The following is a 17,024-nucleotide window of genomic DNA, read 5'->3' as shown; positions in this document are numbered from 1 at the left end:
GGTTTTCCATCCCTGCTCTGCTCACGATCGTTACTCAGACTGAGCATGAACCAGGGCTTCATTGAACGAAAATGCCCTGCGCAGGTCAAGGTGTCCCCGCAGGGTTTCCACTTCAAGACCGTTTATGAGCAGCTTAACCTGGTGAACCTGAGGAAAATTTTTGGTTATCGTATTCACGATCGAATAAATGGTAATGAGCTCTCCCCAACTGCCACCCGGATGGTTTTTGATCATTTCATTTGAAAAATCAGCATATCCAATCCCATTCTTATCCAGGTAGAAACTTCGAAGCCTGGTTCCGACAGGGATAGTCGGAGCAAGATCAGCCTGAGTCGGTCCCTTGATCAGCTCCGAGAGAGCATGGCGGATTTCCTGCTGGATACCGGACTTTTCCCCCTTGACTTCTCTTGACTCTATGCCCAGAGAGAATTCCGTTTTGCTGGCAAAATAAAGCTGCACGGTCAGAAACTCTTTTTCCTGGCTGGTCTCCTCCAGGATTCTGGACAGGAGCGGGTTTCTCTTTACCAGCTTTTTCGGGTTCTTGAGCTCTGTCCATACCCACAACCCGACGCCGGCAAGAATAAGAATCAGCATAATGATCAGAAATTGTTTGACGAGGCCTCGATTTTTCGATCCAGATGCTGTCCGGGTCATTCTTCCTTCTCTTGGCCGCTGTCGTGCTCTTCAGCCTGCTCCTGGCCTTGGGTGAGATAGTTCATAATTCCCTGGAAGAGCACCCTGGCAATCTGCCACTGATACTCTTCACTTTCCAGTTTCCTGATATTCTCCTGGGTTGGAACAAAACCAGCTTCTACCTCTACCGCGGCCATCGAAGCCCCTTCCAGGACATAGACCGGAGCTTTCAGAAAGTTGACGGCCTTAAAGGCCATACTTTCCCTGGCTGCCTTCTCGATATTTTGGGCTAATGTTTGGCTTTCGGCAAGATGCCTGCTTTGCATCGATGTCCAGCTATCGACAGCTATCGCAAAATATTCCAGTTCCTCCGGCGAGTAATCGGCAATGAAAATCTGCAGCTCCTCCACAGCAGGATAAAGGTGACTGCTGAAGTGAATGCTGAGCAGCAGCTCTGCCTTATGGTGATTGGCAATGGCCGCCCGCTCATCAAGTGGCACATCATTATCACCTGCCCGGGTCAGCAGCACCTTCAGGCCGGTATTCAGCGAAGTGTCAGCTTCGATAAGCTCTTTCAACTTCTGGGCAATACTTAAGGTCAGGGTTTTTTCTGACAGGCTCGTTCCAAAAGCAGCTCCGCTGTCCTTCCCGCCGTGGCCGGGATCGATGACCAGGCACCGGTCTGCATGGCCTGGTTCCTGGGTCTGGATTGCAGGCAAATCCTGGCCAGGGCAAACAGGAGGCCGGGCAGCAGTCCCAGGAAGCAGCAATAAATATACAAGAGCATACAAGAAGAGGAAATTACGGTATTTTTTCCCGAAGGTCATACTTTTCTTCTATCTGTAAGAGTTTGAAGGAGGGAAATCCCGGCTGCTTGTAGTGCATACTAAAAACTGGCGGAGAGGGAGGGATTCGAACCCTCGAAGTGAGTTTCCCCACTCACTCGCTTAGCAGGCGAGCGCCTTAAGCCTACTCGGCCACCTCTCCAGGTTTATTTCGGAAAGCGGAGGGAGTAGGATTCGAACCCACGGACCTTTCGATCAACGGTTTTCAAGACCGCCGCCTTAAGCCACTCGGCCATCCCTCCAGAATAATATTAATTTTCTTTCGTTATTTTCTCTATACCTCCCAGATACGGCTGAAGCCCTCGGGGAATTGCAACCGACCCATCTTTCTGCTGATAATTCTCCAGAATGGCTACCACGGTTCTGCCGATGGCTAAACCGGAACCGTTCAGGGTATGAACAAGCTGCGACTTTCCTTTTTCCTGGTCCCGGTAGCGGATTTTGGCTCTCCGGGCCTGGAAATCCTCAAAATTACTGCAGGAGGAAATTTCCCGATAGGTATTCTGGCTCGGCAGCCAGACTTCAAGATCATAGGTCTTGGCTGCCGAAAATCCCAGATCGCCGGTACATAAGCTGATCACCCGATATGGGAGATTTAAAATCTGCAATACTTCTTCGGCATGCCGGACCAGGATTTCCAGATTCTCATAGGACTTGTCAGGATGAGAAAACCACACCAGCTCTACTTTATTGAACTGATGCTGCCTGATCAGGCCCCGCGTATCTTTGCCATAAGAGCCGGCTTCCCGCCGAAAGCAGGGTGTATAGGCCACATATTTTATCGGCAGCAGGCTTTCCTCCAAAATTTCATCCCGGTGAATATTGGTCACCGGAACCTCTGCCGTTGGAATCAGGTAATAATTATCCTGGGAAGTCTTGAACAATTCCTCTTCAAATTTCGGCAATTGTCCGGTAGCAAACATGCTGTCATAATTAACCATAAATGGAGGTAAAACCTCCGTATACCCATGATGCCTGCTGTGCAGATCCAACATGAAATTGATCAGAGCCCGTTCGAGTAAGGCACCCTTTCCCTTATAGAGGGAAAACCGTGATCCGGCTATTTTGGCCGAGCGGGGAAAATCGAGAATACCCAGTTCCTCGCCAATGTCCCAGTGAGGCTTTGGAGGAAAGCTGAAATTTCTGATCTCACCCCAGGTGCGAACAACCGGATTATCTTTTTCATCCCTGCCAACCGGCACCGACTGGTGAGGAAGGTTTGGGATGAAAGGAAGAATAGAGTCCAGTTTGAGCTGAATTTCTTTAATTTTATCGTCGTACTCTTTAATTTTGGCTGAAACATTCCGCATTTCAAGGATTTCGTCCGCTGCTTCCAGCCCTTTTTTGCGCATCTCGCCGATTTTTTCTGAAACAAGATTGCGCTGATTTTTCAGCCGGTCAACCTCCTGCACAATTGATCTTCTCTCCTGATCATACTCTACAAATTGCCCGATGAACTGCTCGAGAGAAGACCCCTGCGCCCGCTGCTCCAGCCTGGCCTTGACGGATTCTATGTTTTCCCGTAAGAATTTAATATCCAGCAATGATTTTCCTCAAAACTTTAGAGTTATAGATTACAAGATTAACATCCCAAAGAATGCTTGTCAAGACAGTATCATGAATAAAAGATTTTACTCCTTCTCGCTGCTTTCCGTAAACGAGTCAATCGACACAACCCTGTCGTCATCATCCAGCTCTATCAGCTTCAAACCTTGAGTATTCCGGCCCATATCCCTGCTCAGGTCATTAATGCGCATCCAGATCACCTTGCCTCTCAGGGTGATGATCATCAGCGTCTCTTCCGGTAAAACCTCCCTGATACCGACAACATGGCCATTCTTGGAGGTAAGCTTGATATTTTTCAGCCCCTTTCCTCCACGGTTCTGTAATACATATTCATCGACGCTGGTTCTCTTTCCAAAACCCTTTTCCGTTACCGTCAGGATACTGGAATCGCCATTCAGGATCAGCGCGGCCACCACTTCATCGTTTTTTTCCAGCTTTATTCCCTTCACTCCCTGAGAAACCCGTCCACTGATACGAACCTGCTTCTCGTTGAACCGAATGGCCTGTCCTCCCCTGGTGCCCAGAAGAATATCCTGATTTCCGTTAGTCATTTTAACCTGCACCAGTCTGTCATCTTCTCCGATAATCAATCCCCGGATACCCCGGTTTCCGAATCTCTCGATATTTTTAAATTCTTCGGCACAGGTCTTTTTGACCAGTCCTTTTTTAGTGGCCATAACCAGGTATTGCCCCTCCTGCAATTCCTTGAAGGTAAATGAGGCGGCAATTTTTTCATCGGGGAGAAGGGGTAAAAGATTTACGATCGGGGTTCCTTTGGCACTGCGGCCGGTTTCCGGTATCTCAAAGATTTTCAGGCAGAAGACTCTTCCCGTGTCAGTAAAGAAGAAAATGGAGTTATGCGTTGTAGTCACAAACAGATGAGCGGTAAAATCCTCATCCGAGGTTAAGACTCCGCGGACTCCGCATCCTGCCCGCTTTTGAATTTTATACTGGTCAAGAGAGGTCCTCTTGATATATCCCCGGTGAGTTATGATGACTACCATCTCCTGCTCGGTCAGCATATCCTCATAGCTGATTTCATCTTCATGATCGACTATCTGGGTCAGCCGGTTATCTTTATATATGTTTTGCAGATTCAATAACTCATCTTTGATAATATTCATGATCAGATGGTCTTCTGCCAGAACTTTCCGGAAATAAGCTATCTTTTCGTAAAGGTTTTTGAGATCGTTTTCCAGTTCCTCTCTTTCCATGCCGGTGAGTTTCTGCAATCTCATTTCAAGAATCGATTTGGCCTGAAGAGCACTTAAGGAGAACTCTCCCATCAGGGTCTCCCTGGCCTGCTCGACGGTTTTTGAAGAGCGGATAATCTCAATGACGCGGTCGATGTGGTCAAGGGCCTTTTTCAATCCTTCCAGAATATGGAGTTTTTCTTCTGCCTGGCGAAGCTCGAAGGTAGTCCGGCGGATAATGATTTCTTTTCTGTAGAGGATGAATATCTGGAGTATCTCTTTTAGGTTCAAAATTCTTGGCTGATTATTGACCAGCGCCAGCATGGTAATGCCAAAGCTCGTTTCGAGAGGAGTATGTTTATAGAGAAAATTGAGAGTAGCCTGAGCTATCTCGTTTTTTTTCAGTTCAATAACGATCCGCATTCCTTCCCGGTCAGATTCATCCCGCAAATCAGATATGCCTTCAATCTTTTTCTCGTTAATCAATTCCGCTATTTTTTCCAGCAGCTTGGCTTTGTTGACCTGGTAGGGAATCTGATAGATGATAATCCTGTCCCGGTCGGTCTTTGAATCCCTTTCAATTTCCGCTTTGGCCCGAAGTTTGATAATGCCTTTGCCGGTGGTATAGGCTTCCAGTATCCCTTTTCTTCCATGAATTATTCCCGCAGTGGGAAAATCCGGCCCCTGAATGAACTTCATAAGTTGTTCGATTGGGGAATCCGGGTTGTCGATCAGGAAAATCAATCCATTAATAACCTCATTCAGGTTATGGGGCGGAATATTAGTTGCCATGCCGACAGCAATTCCCGAAGAACCATTGATTAAAAGATTCGGAACCGGGGTGGGCAATACGAGCGGCTCCTCCAGGGATTCATCGAAATTCTTGACAAAATCAACTGTCTCTTTATCGATATCTTTCAGAAATTCCTGAGTAATCCTCTCAAGCTTTACTTCCGTATATCTCATCGCAGCCGGAGAATCACCATCGATGGAACCAAAATTGCCCTGCCCGTTAATCAGAGGATACCGAAGAGAGAAATTCTGGACCATGCGGCATATGGCATCGTAGACCGAAGCTTCTCCATGAGGATGATATTTTCCCAAAACCTCTCCAACCAGACGTGCGGATTTTCGAAAGGGCTTGTTCCAGAGAAGCCCCAGCTCGTGCATGGCATACAATATCCGTCGATGAACAGGCTTCAATCCATCTCTGATATCAGGAAGGGCTCTGCCGATGATGACACTCATGGCATAATCGAGATAAGAATTTTTCATCTCATCTTCGATATCAACGATTATTTGTTCTTCAAGTAAGCTCATCGGTCCTTCTTACCTCTGTATTTCTGCAATGCAAAGTAAAAATTTAAATATCAATATTTTTTGCATTCAAGGCATTTTCTTCAATAAATTTTCTCCGTGAATCCACCTGATCACCCATGAGGATACTGAAGACTTCATCCGCTTCGACCATATCATCCACTCTCACTTTTAACAGTGTCCTCGATTCGGGATTCATGGTTGTTTCCCATAACTGTTCAGGATTCATCTCTCCCAATCCCTTATAGCGTTGAATTGTAGTCCCTTTTTTGGCCAAAGTAAGAATCGTATCGATTAATTCACGAAAACTGTAGGCATTATGCTCTTCCGAGGATTTCCGTACAATGTAGGGTGGAAGCCCCAGGTTGATCTGGTGAAACTGATAGCTCAATTCCCGGATTTCAGGAGAGAAAATGAATTCCATGTCAACCAGATGCTCCCTGCTCATGCCCAGTTTTTTGGCCTTGAGCAGGAAATTTATTTTATAGCATCCGTGTTCCTCATCGAATTCAATTTTATAATCCAGGCTTGTCTCGGTCGGGAATAACGAGCAAAAGCGGGTATTCATCTGGTTCAGCTTATCGTTCAGCATGACGGCATCTTTGAGTAATTCCTTGTCAAAGTCCTTATCGAGTACCAGAAAGCGGAGTATCTCTTCCGGGATGCCTTTATTCTTCAATTTCAATATCAGATTTTCATACTTATTGATCCGATCGATCAGAGCTTCCAATCGTTCGTTTTCAAATATTGTTTCATCACTGATGACCTGAAGATTTTGACCGCATTTTGCAAGAAGAATCTTTTGCAGTGTTTTTTCGTCCTTGACATAAAATTCTTCTTTGCCCATCTTTACCTTGAAAAGCGGAGGCTGGGCTATGTAAAGATAGCCCTTCTCGACAATCTGGGGCATCTGGCGATAAAAGAAGGTCAGTAACAGAGTTCTGATATGAGCTCCGTCAACATCGGCATCGGTCATGATGATAATCTTATGGTAGCGGCTCTTGGAAATATCAAAATGATCCTCTCCTATACCCATGCCAAGAGCGGTAATCAGGATTTTTATTTCCTCATTGCCCAGCATTTTATCAAAGCGTGCCTTTTCTACGTTTAAAATTTTTCCCTTCAGGGGCAGGATAGCCTGAAACTGCCGGTTTCTTCCCTGTTTGGCCGATCCTCCGGCAGAGTCTCCCTCGACCAGGTAAAGCTCGCAGAGGGAAGGGTCTTTCTCCGAGCAGTCGGCTAATTTTCCCGGCAGAGAGAGAGAATTGAGGGCATTTTTCCTTCTGACCAGATCCCGGGCTTTTCGTGCCGCATCCCGCGCCCTGGCAGCGCTGAGCATCTTTTCGATGATTTTTTTCGCACAATCCGGATTTTCATCGAGAAACTGGCTCAATTTGTCCCCGACTACCGATTCTACAATGCCGCGTACCTCGCTGTTACCCAGTTTCGTTTTTGTCTGCCCCTCGAACTGGGGATTTTGCAGCTTGACACTGATTACGGCAGTCAAACCTTCCCGGCAATCTTCTCCACTGATGGTGAATTTGAGATTCTTGAAAAGGTTATTTTTTTCTCCATACTGGTTCAGAACCCTCGTCAGGGCGCTCTTTAGGCCGATAAGATGGGTTCCACCCTCACAGGTATTGATATTATTGGCATAGCTGAAAATCTGCTCATTAAATCCATCGTTGTATTGGATAGCGACTTCGACAATGACGTTATCTTTCTCCCGGTTAAAATAGATCGGATCAGGGTGAAGAGGGGCCTTGTTTTTATTGAGGTGATTGACAAACGAGACGATGCCTCCCTCGTAGAGAAAGGTATTCTTTTTCCCGGATCTTTCATCCTCCAGATTGATGGTCAGTCCTTTATTGAGAAAGGACAATTCCCGGAGGCGGTTAGCCAGGATATCATAGCTGAACTCCGTGACCTCGAAGATGGTATTGTCGGGAAGAAAACTGATTCGCGTGCCGGTTTTCTTCGTTTGTCCGACCACCTCCAGCGGAGTAACCGGCTTTCCTCTCTCATAGCGCTGCTGGTAGACTTTACCCTCACGCCGTATTTCCATCTCCAGCCATGTTGACAGAGCATTGACAACCGACACACCCACACCATGCAGCCCGCCGGAGACTTTATAAGTCCTGTTGTCGAATTTACCTCCGGCATGCAATTTCGTCAGCACCAGCTCGGCGGCTGAAATCCCTTCCTCTTTATGAATATCAGTGGGTATTCCCCGGCCATTATCATTAACCGTAACACTGTTATCGATATGGATAAAGACATCCACGACGTTGCAATACCCGGCCAGAGCTTCATCCACGCTGTTGTCGGTTACTTCAAATACCAGATGATGAAGGCCGAGAGTCGAGGTGTTTCCAATATACATGGAAGGCCGTTTTCTGACAGCCTCCAACCCTTCAAGAACCTGGATACTGCTGGCAGTATATTCGCTGTTCGATATAATGTCTGAATCTCTATTATCTGTCATTGGTATTTTATCGATAATTAATAATAATATTGATAGTAGTAATAGGCTTTGTGGATATTTTGAAAATCAGCCATAATTCTTTGATTATCCGAGATAAAATATCCATATTTTTACCTGCCTTGCTTTTTGATTAATCTGTGAGTATAATAACCTCCTGCCAGGATAACAATCTTTATTCAAAGTTTATCCCCAGCTTTTCCCCGCCATTATCCCCAGTTTTATCCACCGGCTTTACTCCTTTGCACATGTCTACTTCTTGATCAGGTTTATCAGATGGTTAATTTTGTACCGGAAATCATTATCCTCTTCCATCATTTTTTCTATTTTATCACAAGCATGCATTACCGTTGTATGGTCTTTTCCGCCGAAGCATTCAGCGATTTTCGGAAGAGACTGATTGGTTATCTTTCGAGCAAGATACATGGCAATCTGCCGGGGAAAGGAGACGGCCCTGCTCCGGTTTTTCGATTTCAGGTCAGAGATTTTAATCGAAAAATTCTTGCAGACGATCTTTTGAATCGATTCAATACTGATGAATTTATCGTCGTTGGCAAAAAGGTCGCTTAACGCATCTTTGGCCATAGCCAGAGTAATTTCTTCTGAATTCAGGGATGAGTAAGCGCCTAATTTAATCAGGCAGCCTTCCAGTTCCCGAATGTTCGATTTGATTTTACTGGCAATGAGAAAAGCAACATCATCCGGAAGATTGATATTTTCCGCTTCAGCCTTTTTCATGAGAATGGCGATTTTGGTTTCCAGCTCAGGCGGCTGAATATCGGAAATAAGACCCCACTCGAACCGTGAGCGAAGTCGCTCCTCAATGGTGGAAATTTCCTTGGGAGGGCTATCACTTGAAATGATAATCTGCTTATGCGCTTCAAAAAGAGAATTGAAAGTATGGAAAAATTCCTCTTCAGTTCGCTCTTTTCCAGCTATGAATTGGATATCATCGATGAGAAGAACATCGATATTCCGATATTTGTTCCGAAAATTATTCATGTTGTCATATCTGATCGCATTAATCAGTTCATTGGTAAACTTTTCAGCTTGCGTATAAACCAGTTTGAAATTTCGGTACTTGCTGGCTATATAGTGACCTATGGCATGAAGCAGATGAGTCTTGCCAAGGCCCGCTCCTCCATAAACGAAAAGGGGGTTATAGGTCAGAGAAGGGTGCTCGGCTACGGCCAGAGCAGCGGCGTGAGCGAATTGATTACTCGTGCCCACAACGAAGGTGTCAAAGGTATATTTTGGATTCAGGGCTGGAGGGGGAACTACGGGAGCACTGGGTGGAGGAAAGCTCAGCCCTCTATTTTCTGCAATGAGCGGAAAAGAATTTTCCCTGGTTTCATCTTCAACCACCAGATCGAGGTCGATTTCGACCGGGGATATCTGGCTGAGTGATTGAGTAATAATGTCCATATAGTGTTCTTTCAGCCAGGTTTTATAAAATTTATTGGGAACTTTAATTTTCAAAAGATTTCCCTCGAAGGAAATATATTCTGTTGGTGCAAACCAGGTTTTAAAGCTTTGATGATTAATTTTCTCTTTGATGAGTTCGAGAGATTTTTCCCAAATATTGTTCATCTTATCCACAATTTTATCCACAAGTGTGAATAACTTATTTATCCACGAGCGATCACTTACTGAGGTTGGAAAAGCAAGGGAATTAAAGAGGGATTTTGATCACCTGCTAATGCCATAAATTATCCATATGAATTACAACTATACCAGAAATGAATCCGCTTTTCAACGTTTTTTTCTCTCCGGGGAGCTTGACAATACCAGGAATTACGGTTTATAATCTTCTGATCTAGTGGAATTTTTCGAAATTCTCAACAAGCTTGAGTATAAGGAGAAAAAATTTACCATGAAAAGGACATATCAGCCCAAGAGAAAGAAAAGATTAAGAAAACATGGATTCTTACGAAGGATGAGTACCCGGTCGGGAAGAAAGATTATTAACAACAGAAGAAGAAAAGGAAAAAAGAGATTAACCGTTAGTGGATAAGCAGGAAAAGAAATTTCCTTTAAAAAGGGAAAATAGACTTCGGGAGAGAAAAGATTTTGAACGCCTTTTTTCCACAGGCAGGAAGGTTGAAAATAAATACTTCAAAATTATTTATACTGACAATAACCAGGGGGTTGCCAGAGTAGCTGTCGTCTTAAAAAGAAAGTTTGGCCATGCAGTCATACGAAATAAGATAAGACGAAGAATAAAAGAAATTTATCGGCTGAATATGGACCATTTTTCTCCCAATATGGATTATGTCATTTTTCCCAGAGAGATAGTCAAACATATCTCTTTCCTTGAGCTGAAAGACAACCTCCTGCCTTTAGTGGAAAAATGTATCAGTATGAAGTGATTTCATCGACCAGGGATGGACAGCCAAATTGAAAAAAATTTTTTTTATTAAATTTATCCTTTTTTTTTACGTGCTTATCAGTATTTGATTTCTCCTTTTTTTCCTCCCTCATGTCGCTTTTATCCATCATGTTCTCAGTATGCTGTGGAATCTATTCAGAAATACGGCTTATGGATCGGTTTGGGCAAGTCTGTAAGCAGAGTCTTACGATGCAATCCCTGGAATAAGGGTGGATATGACCCTGTTTTCAGAGATTGAATGACGGTCAACCTCATGCTATCATAAAAGTTCTTGCAGAAATTTAATGCAGAAACTCAATAAGGTGAGGATTAAAGTTATCGAAAAACTTATCAAAAACAGGAGAGTGAGTAAGGATATACCCATATGGAAGATAGAACCATTTTGGCGGTTATATTATCTTTAATTGTTGTACTGGTTTATTACCGATTCTTTGCACCACAGGCGCCACAGGCACCGGTCAATCCTCCAACTCAGGAGGAGAATCTCAACCGGAAAAATCAGAAGGATAAAATTCCTTCATCAGACATGATACCTGATGGCAGAGATACATCTCTCGGACAGGAGATAACTCAGCTTCTCGAAGCACAAAAGAATGAGAAACCCAGAGATATTATTATCGAGACGGAAAAATATCAGGCCTGCATCAGCACTGATGGAGCCAGAATCACGAGCTGGAAGCTGAAAGACTACCGGTTAAGCCAGGATTATGAAAATATCCCCTGGAATGGCAGCTTTTGGAAAAGGGTGGCAAGCTCATATAAAAGCTACTTTGCCAGTCTTTTTCGATCTTCAGAGGATAGCAGGGAAAAGGATAACATAGATTTATTTCAACTATCGAAAACTGGCGAGGGATATGGCTTACAAATCGTTTCCGGCGAACGCCTTCCGGGAAAAGGGGAAAAACCCGCAGGTGATTACTATAGCGGTGTTTATCGGACTGATGCTCAAAATATCGTATTAAACCCCCGGCATCCAAAAGAGACCGTAAAGCTGACCTATATTACAGCCAATGGTTTTCAGGTTGATAAACTTCTTACTTTTTCTTATGACAGCTATCAGGTTGATATGGAGGTTTTGAGCACAAATCTGAAGGAGAGCGAGAGTACGCTTGACTATAGCCTGCTCCTGGGTCCCGGTCTGGGGAACGCCTTTCAGAAGGGGGCGCACAAATTTGAAGGACCGGTTACCTGGCTTAATGGAAAAAAAATCAAAGACAAACCGGGGAAAAATGCCGGGGATGTTCAACATCAGGGAAACATTTCATGGACAGCCATGACCAGTAATTATTTTATGGCCGCACTCATTCCCCAGAGTGAAGAATCAACAGTTTCAGTATATAGGCCTTCAATTAACAGTAAAGAAAATATCGACTTAAATAAGGCGACCACGATAAGCCTTCATTACCCGGCCAAAAAAATTGCAGCCAGGTCCAGCCAAAAAGACCTGTACAGGTTTTACTTCGGACCGAAAGACTATGAAATTTTAAAGAGCCTGGGTATTAATCTTGAGCAAGCCCTGGATTACGGAGTTTTCAGTTTTCTGGCCAAACCACTTATGTGGCTGCTGAACTGGTTTTATCGGCTGATACCCAATTACGGGATAGCTATTATCCTGCTTACCCTGCTGATAAAAATAGTTTTTTGGCCGTTGACGGATAAAAGTTTTCGCTCGATGAAAGAGATGCAGGAGCTGCAGCCAAAACTGACCTCGCTCAGGGAAAAGTATAAAAGCGACCCCAAAAAGCTCAATGAAGAGCTTATGAACATGTATAAACAAAAAGGCATTAATCCCATGGGTGGCTGTCTGCCACTTTTACTCCAGATACCGGTATTTTTTGCCTTATATGAAGGATTGATGGTATCCATTGAGTTGCGGGGAGCGCCTTTCATCTTGTGGATTAAAGACCTTTCGATCATGGATCCTCTGTTGATCACTCCTCTTTTGATGGGGCTGACCATGTATATTCAGCAAAAAATGACCCCGATGAGCGGCGATGCCACCCAGATGAAAATGATGACCATGATGCCGCTGATATTTACCGTGTTTTTTCTCGGCTTCCCCTCGGGACTGGTTATTTACTGGCTGCTGAACAATGTCCTTACCATCGGACAGCATTACCTGATTCTCAAGAAAATGGGAGCCTGACAAGATTTCGAGGCAAAGGATTTATGAATGACACTATTGCTGCCGTTGCCACTTCCGCTGGTCAAAGCGCGGTTGGGATCATTAAAATAAGCGGGTCTTTGGCTCTCGAAATAGCTCGAAAATTATACCGGGGCCGGAACAATAAAGATATTGCCTGCGCTCCATCTCATACTCTTCATTACGGATTTATTATTGATCCGGGCAGCGGGAAAAAAATCGATGAAGTCCTGGTTGCAGTCATGCGCGCACCCCGCACCTATACCCGGGAAGATGTTGTTGAGATTAATTGTCATGGGGGAAGAGCAGTCCTCTATAAAACTCTGGAGCTGGTTCTGCAGGCAGGGGCTCGCCTGGCTGATCCCGGCGAATTTACCAAAAGGGCTTTTCTCAATGGCCGGATCGATTTGCCGCAGGCCGAAGCCGTTATCGACCTCATTACTGTCCAGAGTGAAGCGGGTCTTCATCTTCTGGTCAACACCCTGGAAGGAAATACCTTCAAGCCTCTTTCTGCTCTGCACCAGGAAGTAGAAGACTGGCAGGCGAGAATCGAAGCTGAGCTGAATTTTCCGGAGGACCTCTCCTGGAGCATTTCGCCACAGGAATTGCTCGCTCGAGTCGATCGGTGGACTGAGCTTATCGACACCTACCTGAAAAGCTCCGAAGCTGCCAGGTTTCTGGTCGAAGGAATGAAGCTGGTTATTACGGGAAAGACCAACGTTGGAAAATCATCCCTGATGAACCGGATTCTGAAAAAGGATCGGTCCATAATTACCAGCATCCCCGGTACGACTACCGATGTAATCGAAGACTTTCTTTATCTGAACGGGATTTTAATCAGGATCATGGATACGGCAGGATTTGGCTGGTCAGCCGACGAAATCGAACGGGAAGGTGTCCGGCGCTCGCAGAAAAATATTTCCCAGGCAGACCTGGCCATGCTGGTTCTGGATGGCTCGCAACCTCTCGATGAGCATGACCTTACGGTTATGGAACATATCAGGCAATGCCGGAAAAACCTTCTGGTCGTAGTGAATAAGTCGGACCTGGGCATCCGGATAGATACAAATTCCCTGATTGAATTTTTCGGGCAATCCCATCCCGTTATATCGGTTTGCGCTTTGACAGGGGAGGGCGTCGATGCTATAACCAAAACCATCTCTGACCTTTATCTTACTGATCAGCCGGGAAATTTGAGCCTGGCCATCAACCTGCGGCAAAAGGGCATCTTAACTGAGGTTCAGCAATCTCTCACCGCAGTGGAAGAGTTGCTTCAAACCAGACAGCCTGACGATCAACTCGCGGAAGAATTTCGGACCCTGTCTCGGCTTTTCAGGCAACTGAAAGGAGAGCTGTGGTCGGAAGACCTCATAGATCAAATCTTTGAAAAATTTTGTATTGGGAAATAATTATATCATCGGCAAACAAGCTATGGTAAACTAACGAAGCACGAGCAGGTTTTCACGTGAAAACTTAACCGGAGATTTTTTCAAGAAGGACAAACGGATCATGGGAAAGGTAATTGCAGTGGCCAATCAGAAAGGGGGAGTGGGGAAAACAACGACGGCCGTAAACTTATCCGCCTGCCTGGCAATAGCTGAGAAAAAAACGCTCCTGATCGATATCGATCCCCAGGCAAATACCTGCAGCGGCGTAGGCTATGAAGATAAGGATAGTGAAAGAAGTATTTACCAGGCCATTATTAACAAAGAGAAAATAGAAAATATCCTCTGGCCGACGAAAATCAAAGGACTGGATCTGGTTCCATCCAACATTCAGTTGATTGGTGCGGAGATAGAGCTGACAACCGTTTATTCACGTGAATACCGCCTGAAGCATGCGGTGGAAGAAATCCGGTCCCGATACGATTTTATCATTATCGACTGCCCCCCCTCCCTGGGACTTTTAACTGTCAATGCACTGTCGGCTGCCGATTCGGTTATCATTCCTCTTCAATGTGAGTATTATGCACTTGAAGGAATAAGCCAGCTTATGAATACGATCAGGCTGATCAAGCGGGACCTGAACACTACCTTGCAGATCGAAGGTGTTGTGCTGACCATGTTCGATCAGAGAACCAACATCGCTCACCAGGTAGCCAAAGAGGTACAGGATCATTTTTCCGATAAGGTTTTCAAGTCGGTAATCCCGCGAAACGTAGCCTTAAGCGAAGCTCCGAGTCATGGACAGCCTATTATCCTCTATGAAATCCGCTCATCAGGTGCGCAGGCTTATCTGCAATTGGCAAAAGAGGTGATTGACCATGTCGAAAAAGGCCTTGGGTAAGGGACTGGGTGCTCTGATCACCAATGTGGATTACGATACCCGCGGTGAGATTCTGGAAATTCCGATCGATCGTGTCTTCCCAAATCCTGCCCAGCCAAGAAAATATTTCGATGAGGAGAAGTTAGCCGGTTTAGCCTCATCGATCAGGGAAAAAGGTGTCATTCAGCCAATATTCGTCCGCAAGAGCGAGGAAGGCTATGTAATCGTGGCCGGTGAAAGAAGGTGGCGGGCCGCCCAGAAGGCAGGCCTTTTACGGATACCGGTCATTGTCAAAGAGCTCACCGAGCAGGAAGAGCTGGAGCTGGCTTTAATCGAGAACCTGCAGCGGGAGGACCTTAACTCCATCGAAGAGGGCGAATCCTATCAGCGGCTGATCGAAGTGTTTAACTATACCCAGGATCATCTGGCCAGTATCCTGGGCAAGGATAAATCGACCGTTTCAAATACCATCAGACTGCTTAAGCTGGAAGAGCCGATCAAGGACCATATCCGGTCAGGCCGTCTGACCATGGGTCATGGCCGCGCGTTACTCAGTGTACCGGACTCTCAGGACCGGCTGAAGCTGAGCACAAAAATTATCGAGAAAGAATTATCGGTTCGCCAGGTCGAGAGTCTGGTTAAAAAGTACGGAGCACCACCAAAGAAGCCTAATCAAAAGGATGAGGACAGGCTGTTTTTGCAATCGATCGAGGAGGAGCTGAAGTCCCTTTTGGGAACCCAGGTTAAAATCAAGGACAGGAGAGGCAGAGGGAAAATAGAGATTGCCTATTCCTCTCCGCAGGAGCTGGAGCGGATCATCGACCTGATGAAGGCAATACAGTAAATACAAAAAAACAAAAGACACCACAGAGAAGCCCAGAGGCACAGAGAAAAGCACAGGATAGTACGGTATTCATGGATTGCTTCTGAGCTTTGATGAATTGATCTTGTGAGCCATAATGAATAAGGTAGAGTTACTGGCACCTGCCGGAGATTTGGAAAAACTGGAATTTGCTCTTCATTACGGGGCGGATGCCGTGTATATGGGTGGAGAAAATTTCAGCCTGCGCCAGCGGGCAGGGAATTTTACCATTGACCAGCTTCGCCAGGCAAGAGATATAACGGGAAGTTATGGAGCAAAGATGTACGTTGCAGTCAATATTTTTGCCCATAACGACGATATCCGAAACATACCTGGCTACTTGAGCAGCCTAAACCAGCTCAAGGTGGATGGCCTGATAATTTCCGATCCCGGTATTTTTCAGTATGCACAAGAATATGCCCCCAGTATACCCATTACTATCAGCACTCAGGCCAATACCTGCAATTGGAGAGCTGCCCGGTTCTGGCAGGATCTCGGAGCCAGGAAAATCTGTCTGGCGCGCGAGCTTACTCTGCGGGACATTAAAGAGATCAGACAAAAAACCTCTCTGGAGCTCGAAGTTTTTGTCCACGGATCGATGTGTGTCGCTTATTCCGGAAGATGTCTTTTAAGCAGCTATTTTCTCCACCGGCACGGTAACCGGGGTGATTGTGCCCAGCCCTGCCGCTGGAAATATAATCTTGTCGGAGAGAATCACGAGGAGGACCCCCTTGGTATTGAGGAAGATAGTCGCGGGACCTATCTTCTCAGCTCCAGGGATATTTGTATGATCGAGCATCTTCCGGAACTGATTGATGCCGGGATAAATTCGTTGAAAATAGAGGGCAGGATGAGGAGCTTATCGTATCTTTCGGTAGTCACCAGGGTATACCGGGAGGCCCTCGATACTTACTATTCCAGCCCGCATGCCTACCAGTTCCGGGAAGCCTGGCTGCGGGAATTGATCAAGGTAAGCCAGCGGGGATATACGACGGGATTTTACTTTAATTCCAATCCTCGGCACACTCAGTATTACTCCGCCCCTGAATGTTCTTCATCCAGCCACACAGCAGGGCTGGTATGCGAGGGTATCGGAAGGTACAAGGCCGCAATCAAGGTTTGCAGCAAAATTTGCCGTGAAGATATGATCGAGATATTCCGAAACACATCACAGGTCAGCACAGGCCGGGTAGTTGCACTCTGGAATCATGAGCACGAAATGGTAGACACTCTGCATCCGGGAGTCATGGGCGTACTTGAGGCGAATATACCGCTGTATCGGTTTGATCTGATCAGGAAAAATGCCGGGAAAGGGTAACTCAACCAACA

The 17,024-nt window shown here is 45.6% G+C and carries 14 protein-coding genes and 2 tRNA genes; 8 read left to right on the top strand and 8 right to left on the bottom strand.

Annotated features, from left to right (window positions below):
- Nucleotides 1-30: 30 nt before the first annotated feature.
- The 8 genes from AB1611_17285 to dnaA form a co-directional block, all read right to left on the bottom strand.
- Complete coding sequence (locus AB1611_17285) at nucleotides 31-654, bottom strand: GerMN domain-containing protein (protein ID MEW6381339.1); 624 nt, start codon at nucleotides 652-654, stop codon at nucleotides 31-33.
- Nucleotides 651-1,460 (bottom strand): N-acetylmuramoyl-L-alanine amidase, encoded by an 810-nt coding sequence (locus tag AB1611_17280; protein ID MEW6381338.1) that lies wholly within the window; start codon nucleotides 1,458-1,460, stop codon nucleotides 651-653. Before AB1611_17280 ends, AB1611_17285 begins: the two co-directional genes overlap by 4 nt.
- Before the next feature lie 67 nt (nucleotides 1,461-1,527).
- Nucleotides 1,528-1,620 (bottom strand) — tRNA-Ser (locus tag AB1611_17275).
- Between the two features lie 17 nt (nucleotides 1,621-1,637).
- Nucleotides 1,638-1,720 (bottom strand) — tRNA-Ser (locus AB1611_17270).
- A gap of 9 nt (nucleotides 1,721-1,729) precedes the next feature.
- On the bottom strand, nucleotides 1,730-3,022 hold the full coding sequence (serS, locus tag AB1611_17265) for a serine--tRNA ligase (protein ID MEW6381337.1): 1,293 nt from the start codon (nucleotides 3,020-3,022) through the stop codon (nucleotides 1,730-1,732).
- Between the two features lie 87 nt (nucleotides 3,023-3,109).
- Nucleotides 3,110-5,557, bottom strand: coding sequence for a DNA gyrase subunit A (gene gyrA, locus AB1611_17260; protein ID MEW6381336.1), 2,448 nt, complete (start codon nucleotides 5,555-5,557; stop codon nucleotides 3,110-3,112).
- A gap of 43 nt (nucleotides 5,558-5,600) precedes the next feature.
- Entirely contained in the window at nucleotides 5,601-8,039 is a 2,439-nt protein-coding gene (gyrB, locus tag AB1611_17255) for a DNA topoisomerase (ATP-hydrolyzing) subunit B (protein MEW6381335.1), read from the bottom strand.
- A 249-nt stretch (nucleotides 8,040-8,288) separates the two neighbouring features.
- Nucleotides 8,289-9,626: a chromosomal replication initiator protein DnaA gene (dnaA, locus tag AB1611_17250; protein MEW6381334.1), complete on the bottom strand. Its 1,338-nt coding sequence runs from the start codon at nucleotides 9,624-9,626 to the stop codon at nucleotides 8,289-8,291.
- A 283-nt stretch (nucleotides 9,627-9,909) separates the two neighbouring features.
- Here dnaA and rpmH point away from each other — a divergent pair, with 283 nt between their 5' ends.
- From rpmH to AB1611_17210, 8 genes are all read left to right on the top strand, one after another.
- Complete coding sequence (gene rpmH / locus AB1611_17245; GenBank protein ID MEW6381333.1) at nucleotides 9,910-10,050, top strand: 50S ribosomal protein L34; 141 nt, start codon at nucleotides 9,910-9,912, stop codon at nucleotides 10,048-10,050.
- A complete protein-coding gene (gene rnpA / locus AB1611_17240; protein ID MEW6381332.1) occupies nucleotides 10,043-10,405 on the top strand; it encodes a ribonuclease P protein component in 363 nt (120 codons plus the stop codon). The genes rpmH and rnpA overlap by 8 nt, the downstream gene beginning before the upstream one ends.
- Before the next feature lie 51 nt (nucleotides 10,406-10,456).
- Complete coding sequence (gene yidD / locus AB1611_17235) at nucleotides 10,457-10,663, top strand: membrane protein insertion efficiency factor YidD (protein ID MEW6381331.1); 207 nt, start codon at nucleotides 10,457-10,459, stop codon at nucleotides 10,661-10,663.
- A gap of 126 nt (nucleotides 10,664-10,789) precedes the next feature.
- Complete coding sequence (gene yidC / locus AB1611_17230; protein MEW6381330.1) at nucleotides 10,790-12,571, top strand: membrane protein insertase YidC; 1,782 nt, start codon at nucleotides 10,790-10,792, stop codon at nucleotides 12,569-12,571.
- Between the two features lie 23 nt (nucleotides 12,572-12,594).
- A complete protein-coding gene (gene mnmE / locus AB1611_17225; protein ID MEW6381329.1) occupies nucleotides 12,595-13,977 on the top strand; it encodes a tRNA uridine-5-carboxymethylaminomethyl(34) synthesis GTPase MnmE in 1,383 nt (460 codons plus the stop codon).
- Between the two features lie 100 nt (nucleotides 13,978-14,077).
- Complete coding sequence (locus AB1611_17220) at nucleotides 14,078-14,854, top strand: AAA family ATPase (protein ID MEW6381328.1); 777 nt, start codon at nucleotides 14,078-14,080, stop codon at nucleotides 14,852-14,854.
- The gene (locus AB1611_17215) at nucleotides 14,832-15,677 is read left to right on the top strand and encodes a ParB/RepB/Spo0J family partition protein (protein MEW6381327.1); all 846 of its coding nucleotides are present in this window, start codon (nucleotides 14,832-14,834) and stop codon (nucleotides 15,675-15,677) included. The genes AB1611_17220 and AB1611_17215 overlap by 23 nt, the downstream gene beginning before the upstream one ends.
- 115 nt (nucleotides 15,678-15,792) lie before the next feature.
- The gene (locus AB1611_17210) at nucleotides 15,793-17,013 is read left to right on the top strand and encodes a peptidase U32 family protein (GenBank protein ID MEW6381326.1); all 1,221 of its coding nucleotides are present in this window, start codon (nucleotides 15,793-15,795) and stop codon (nucleotides 17,011-17,013) included.
- Nucleotides 17,014-17,024 lie beyond the last annotated feature (11 nt).

The organism is bacterium (genome assembly GCA_040755755.1).
GTDB lineage: Bacteria > SZUA-182 > SZUA-182 > DTGQ01 > DTGQ01 > DTGQ01.
Note: the sequence above shows the minus strand (reverse complement) of the source record. Positions and strands in the feature narration are given on the sequence as shown.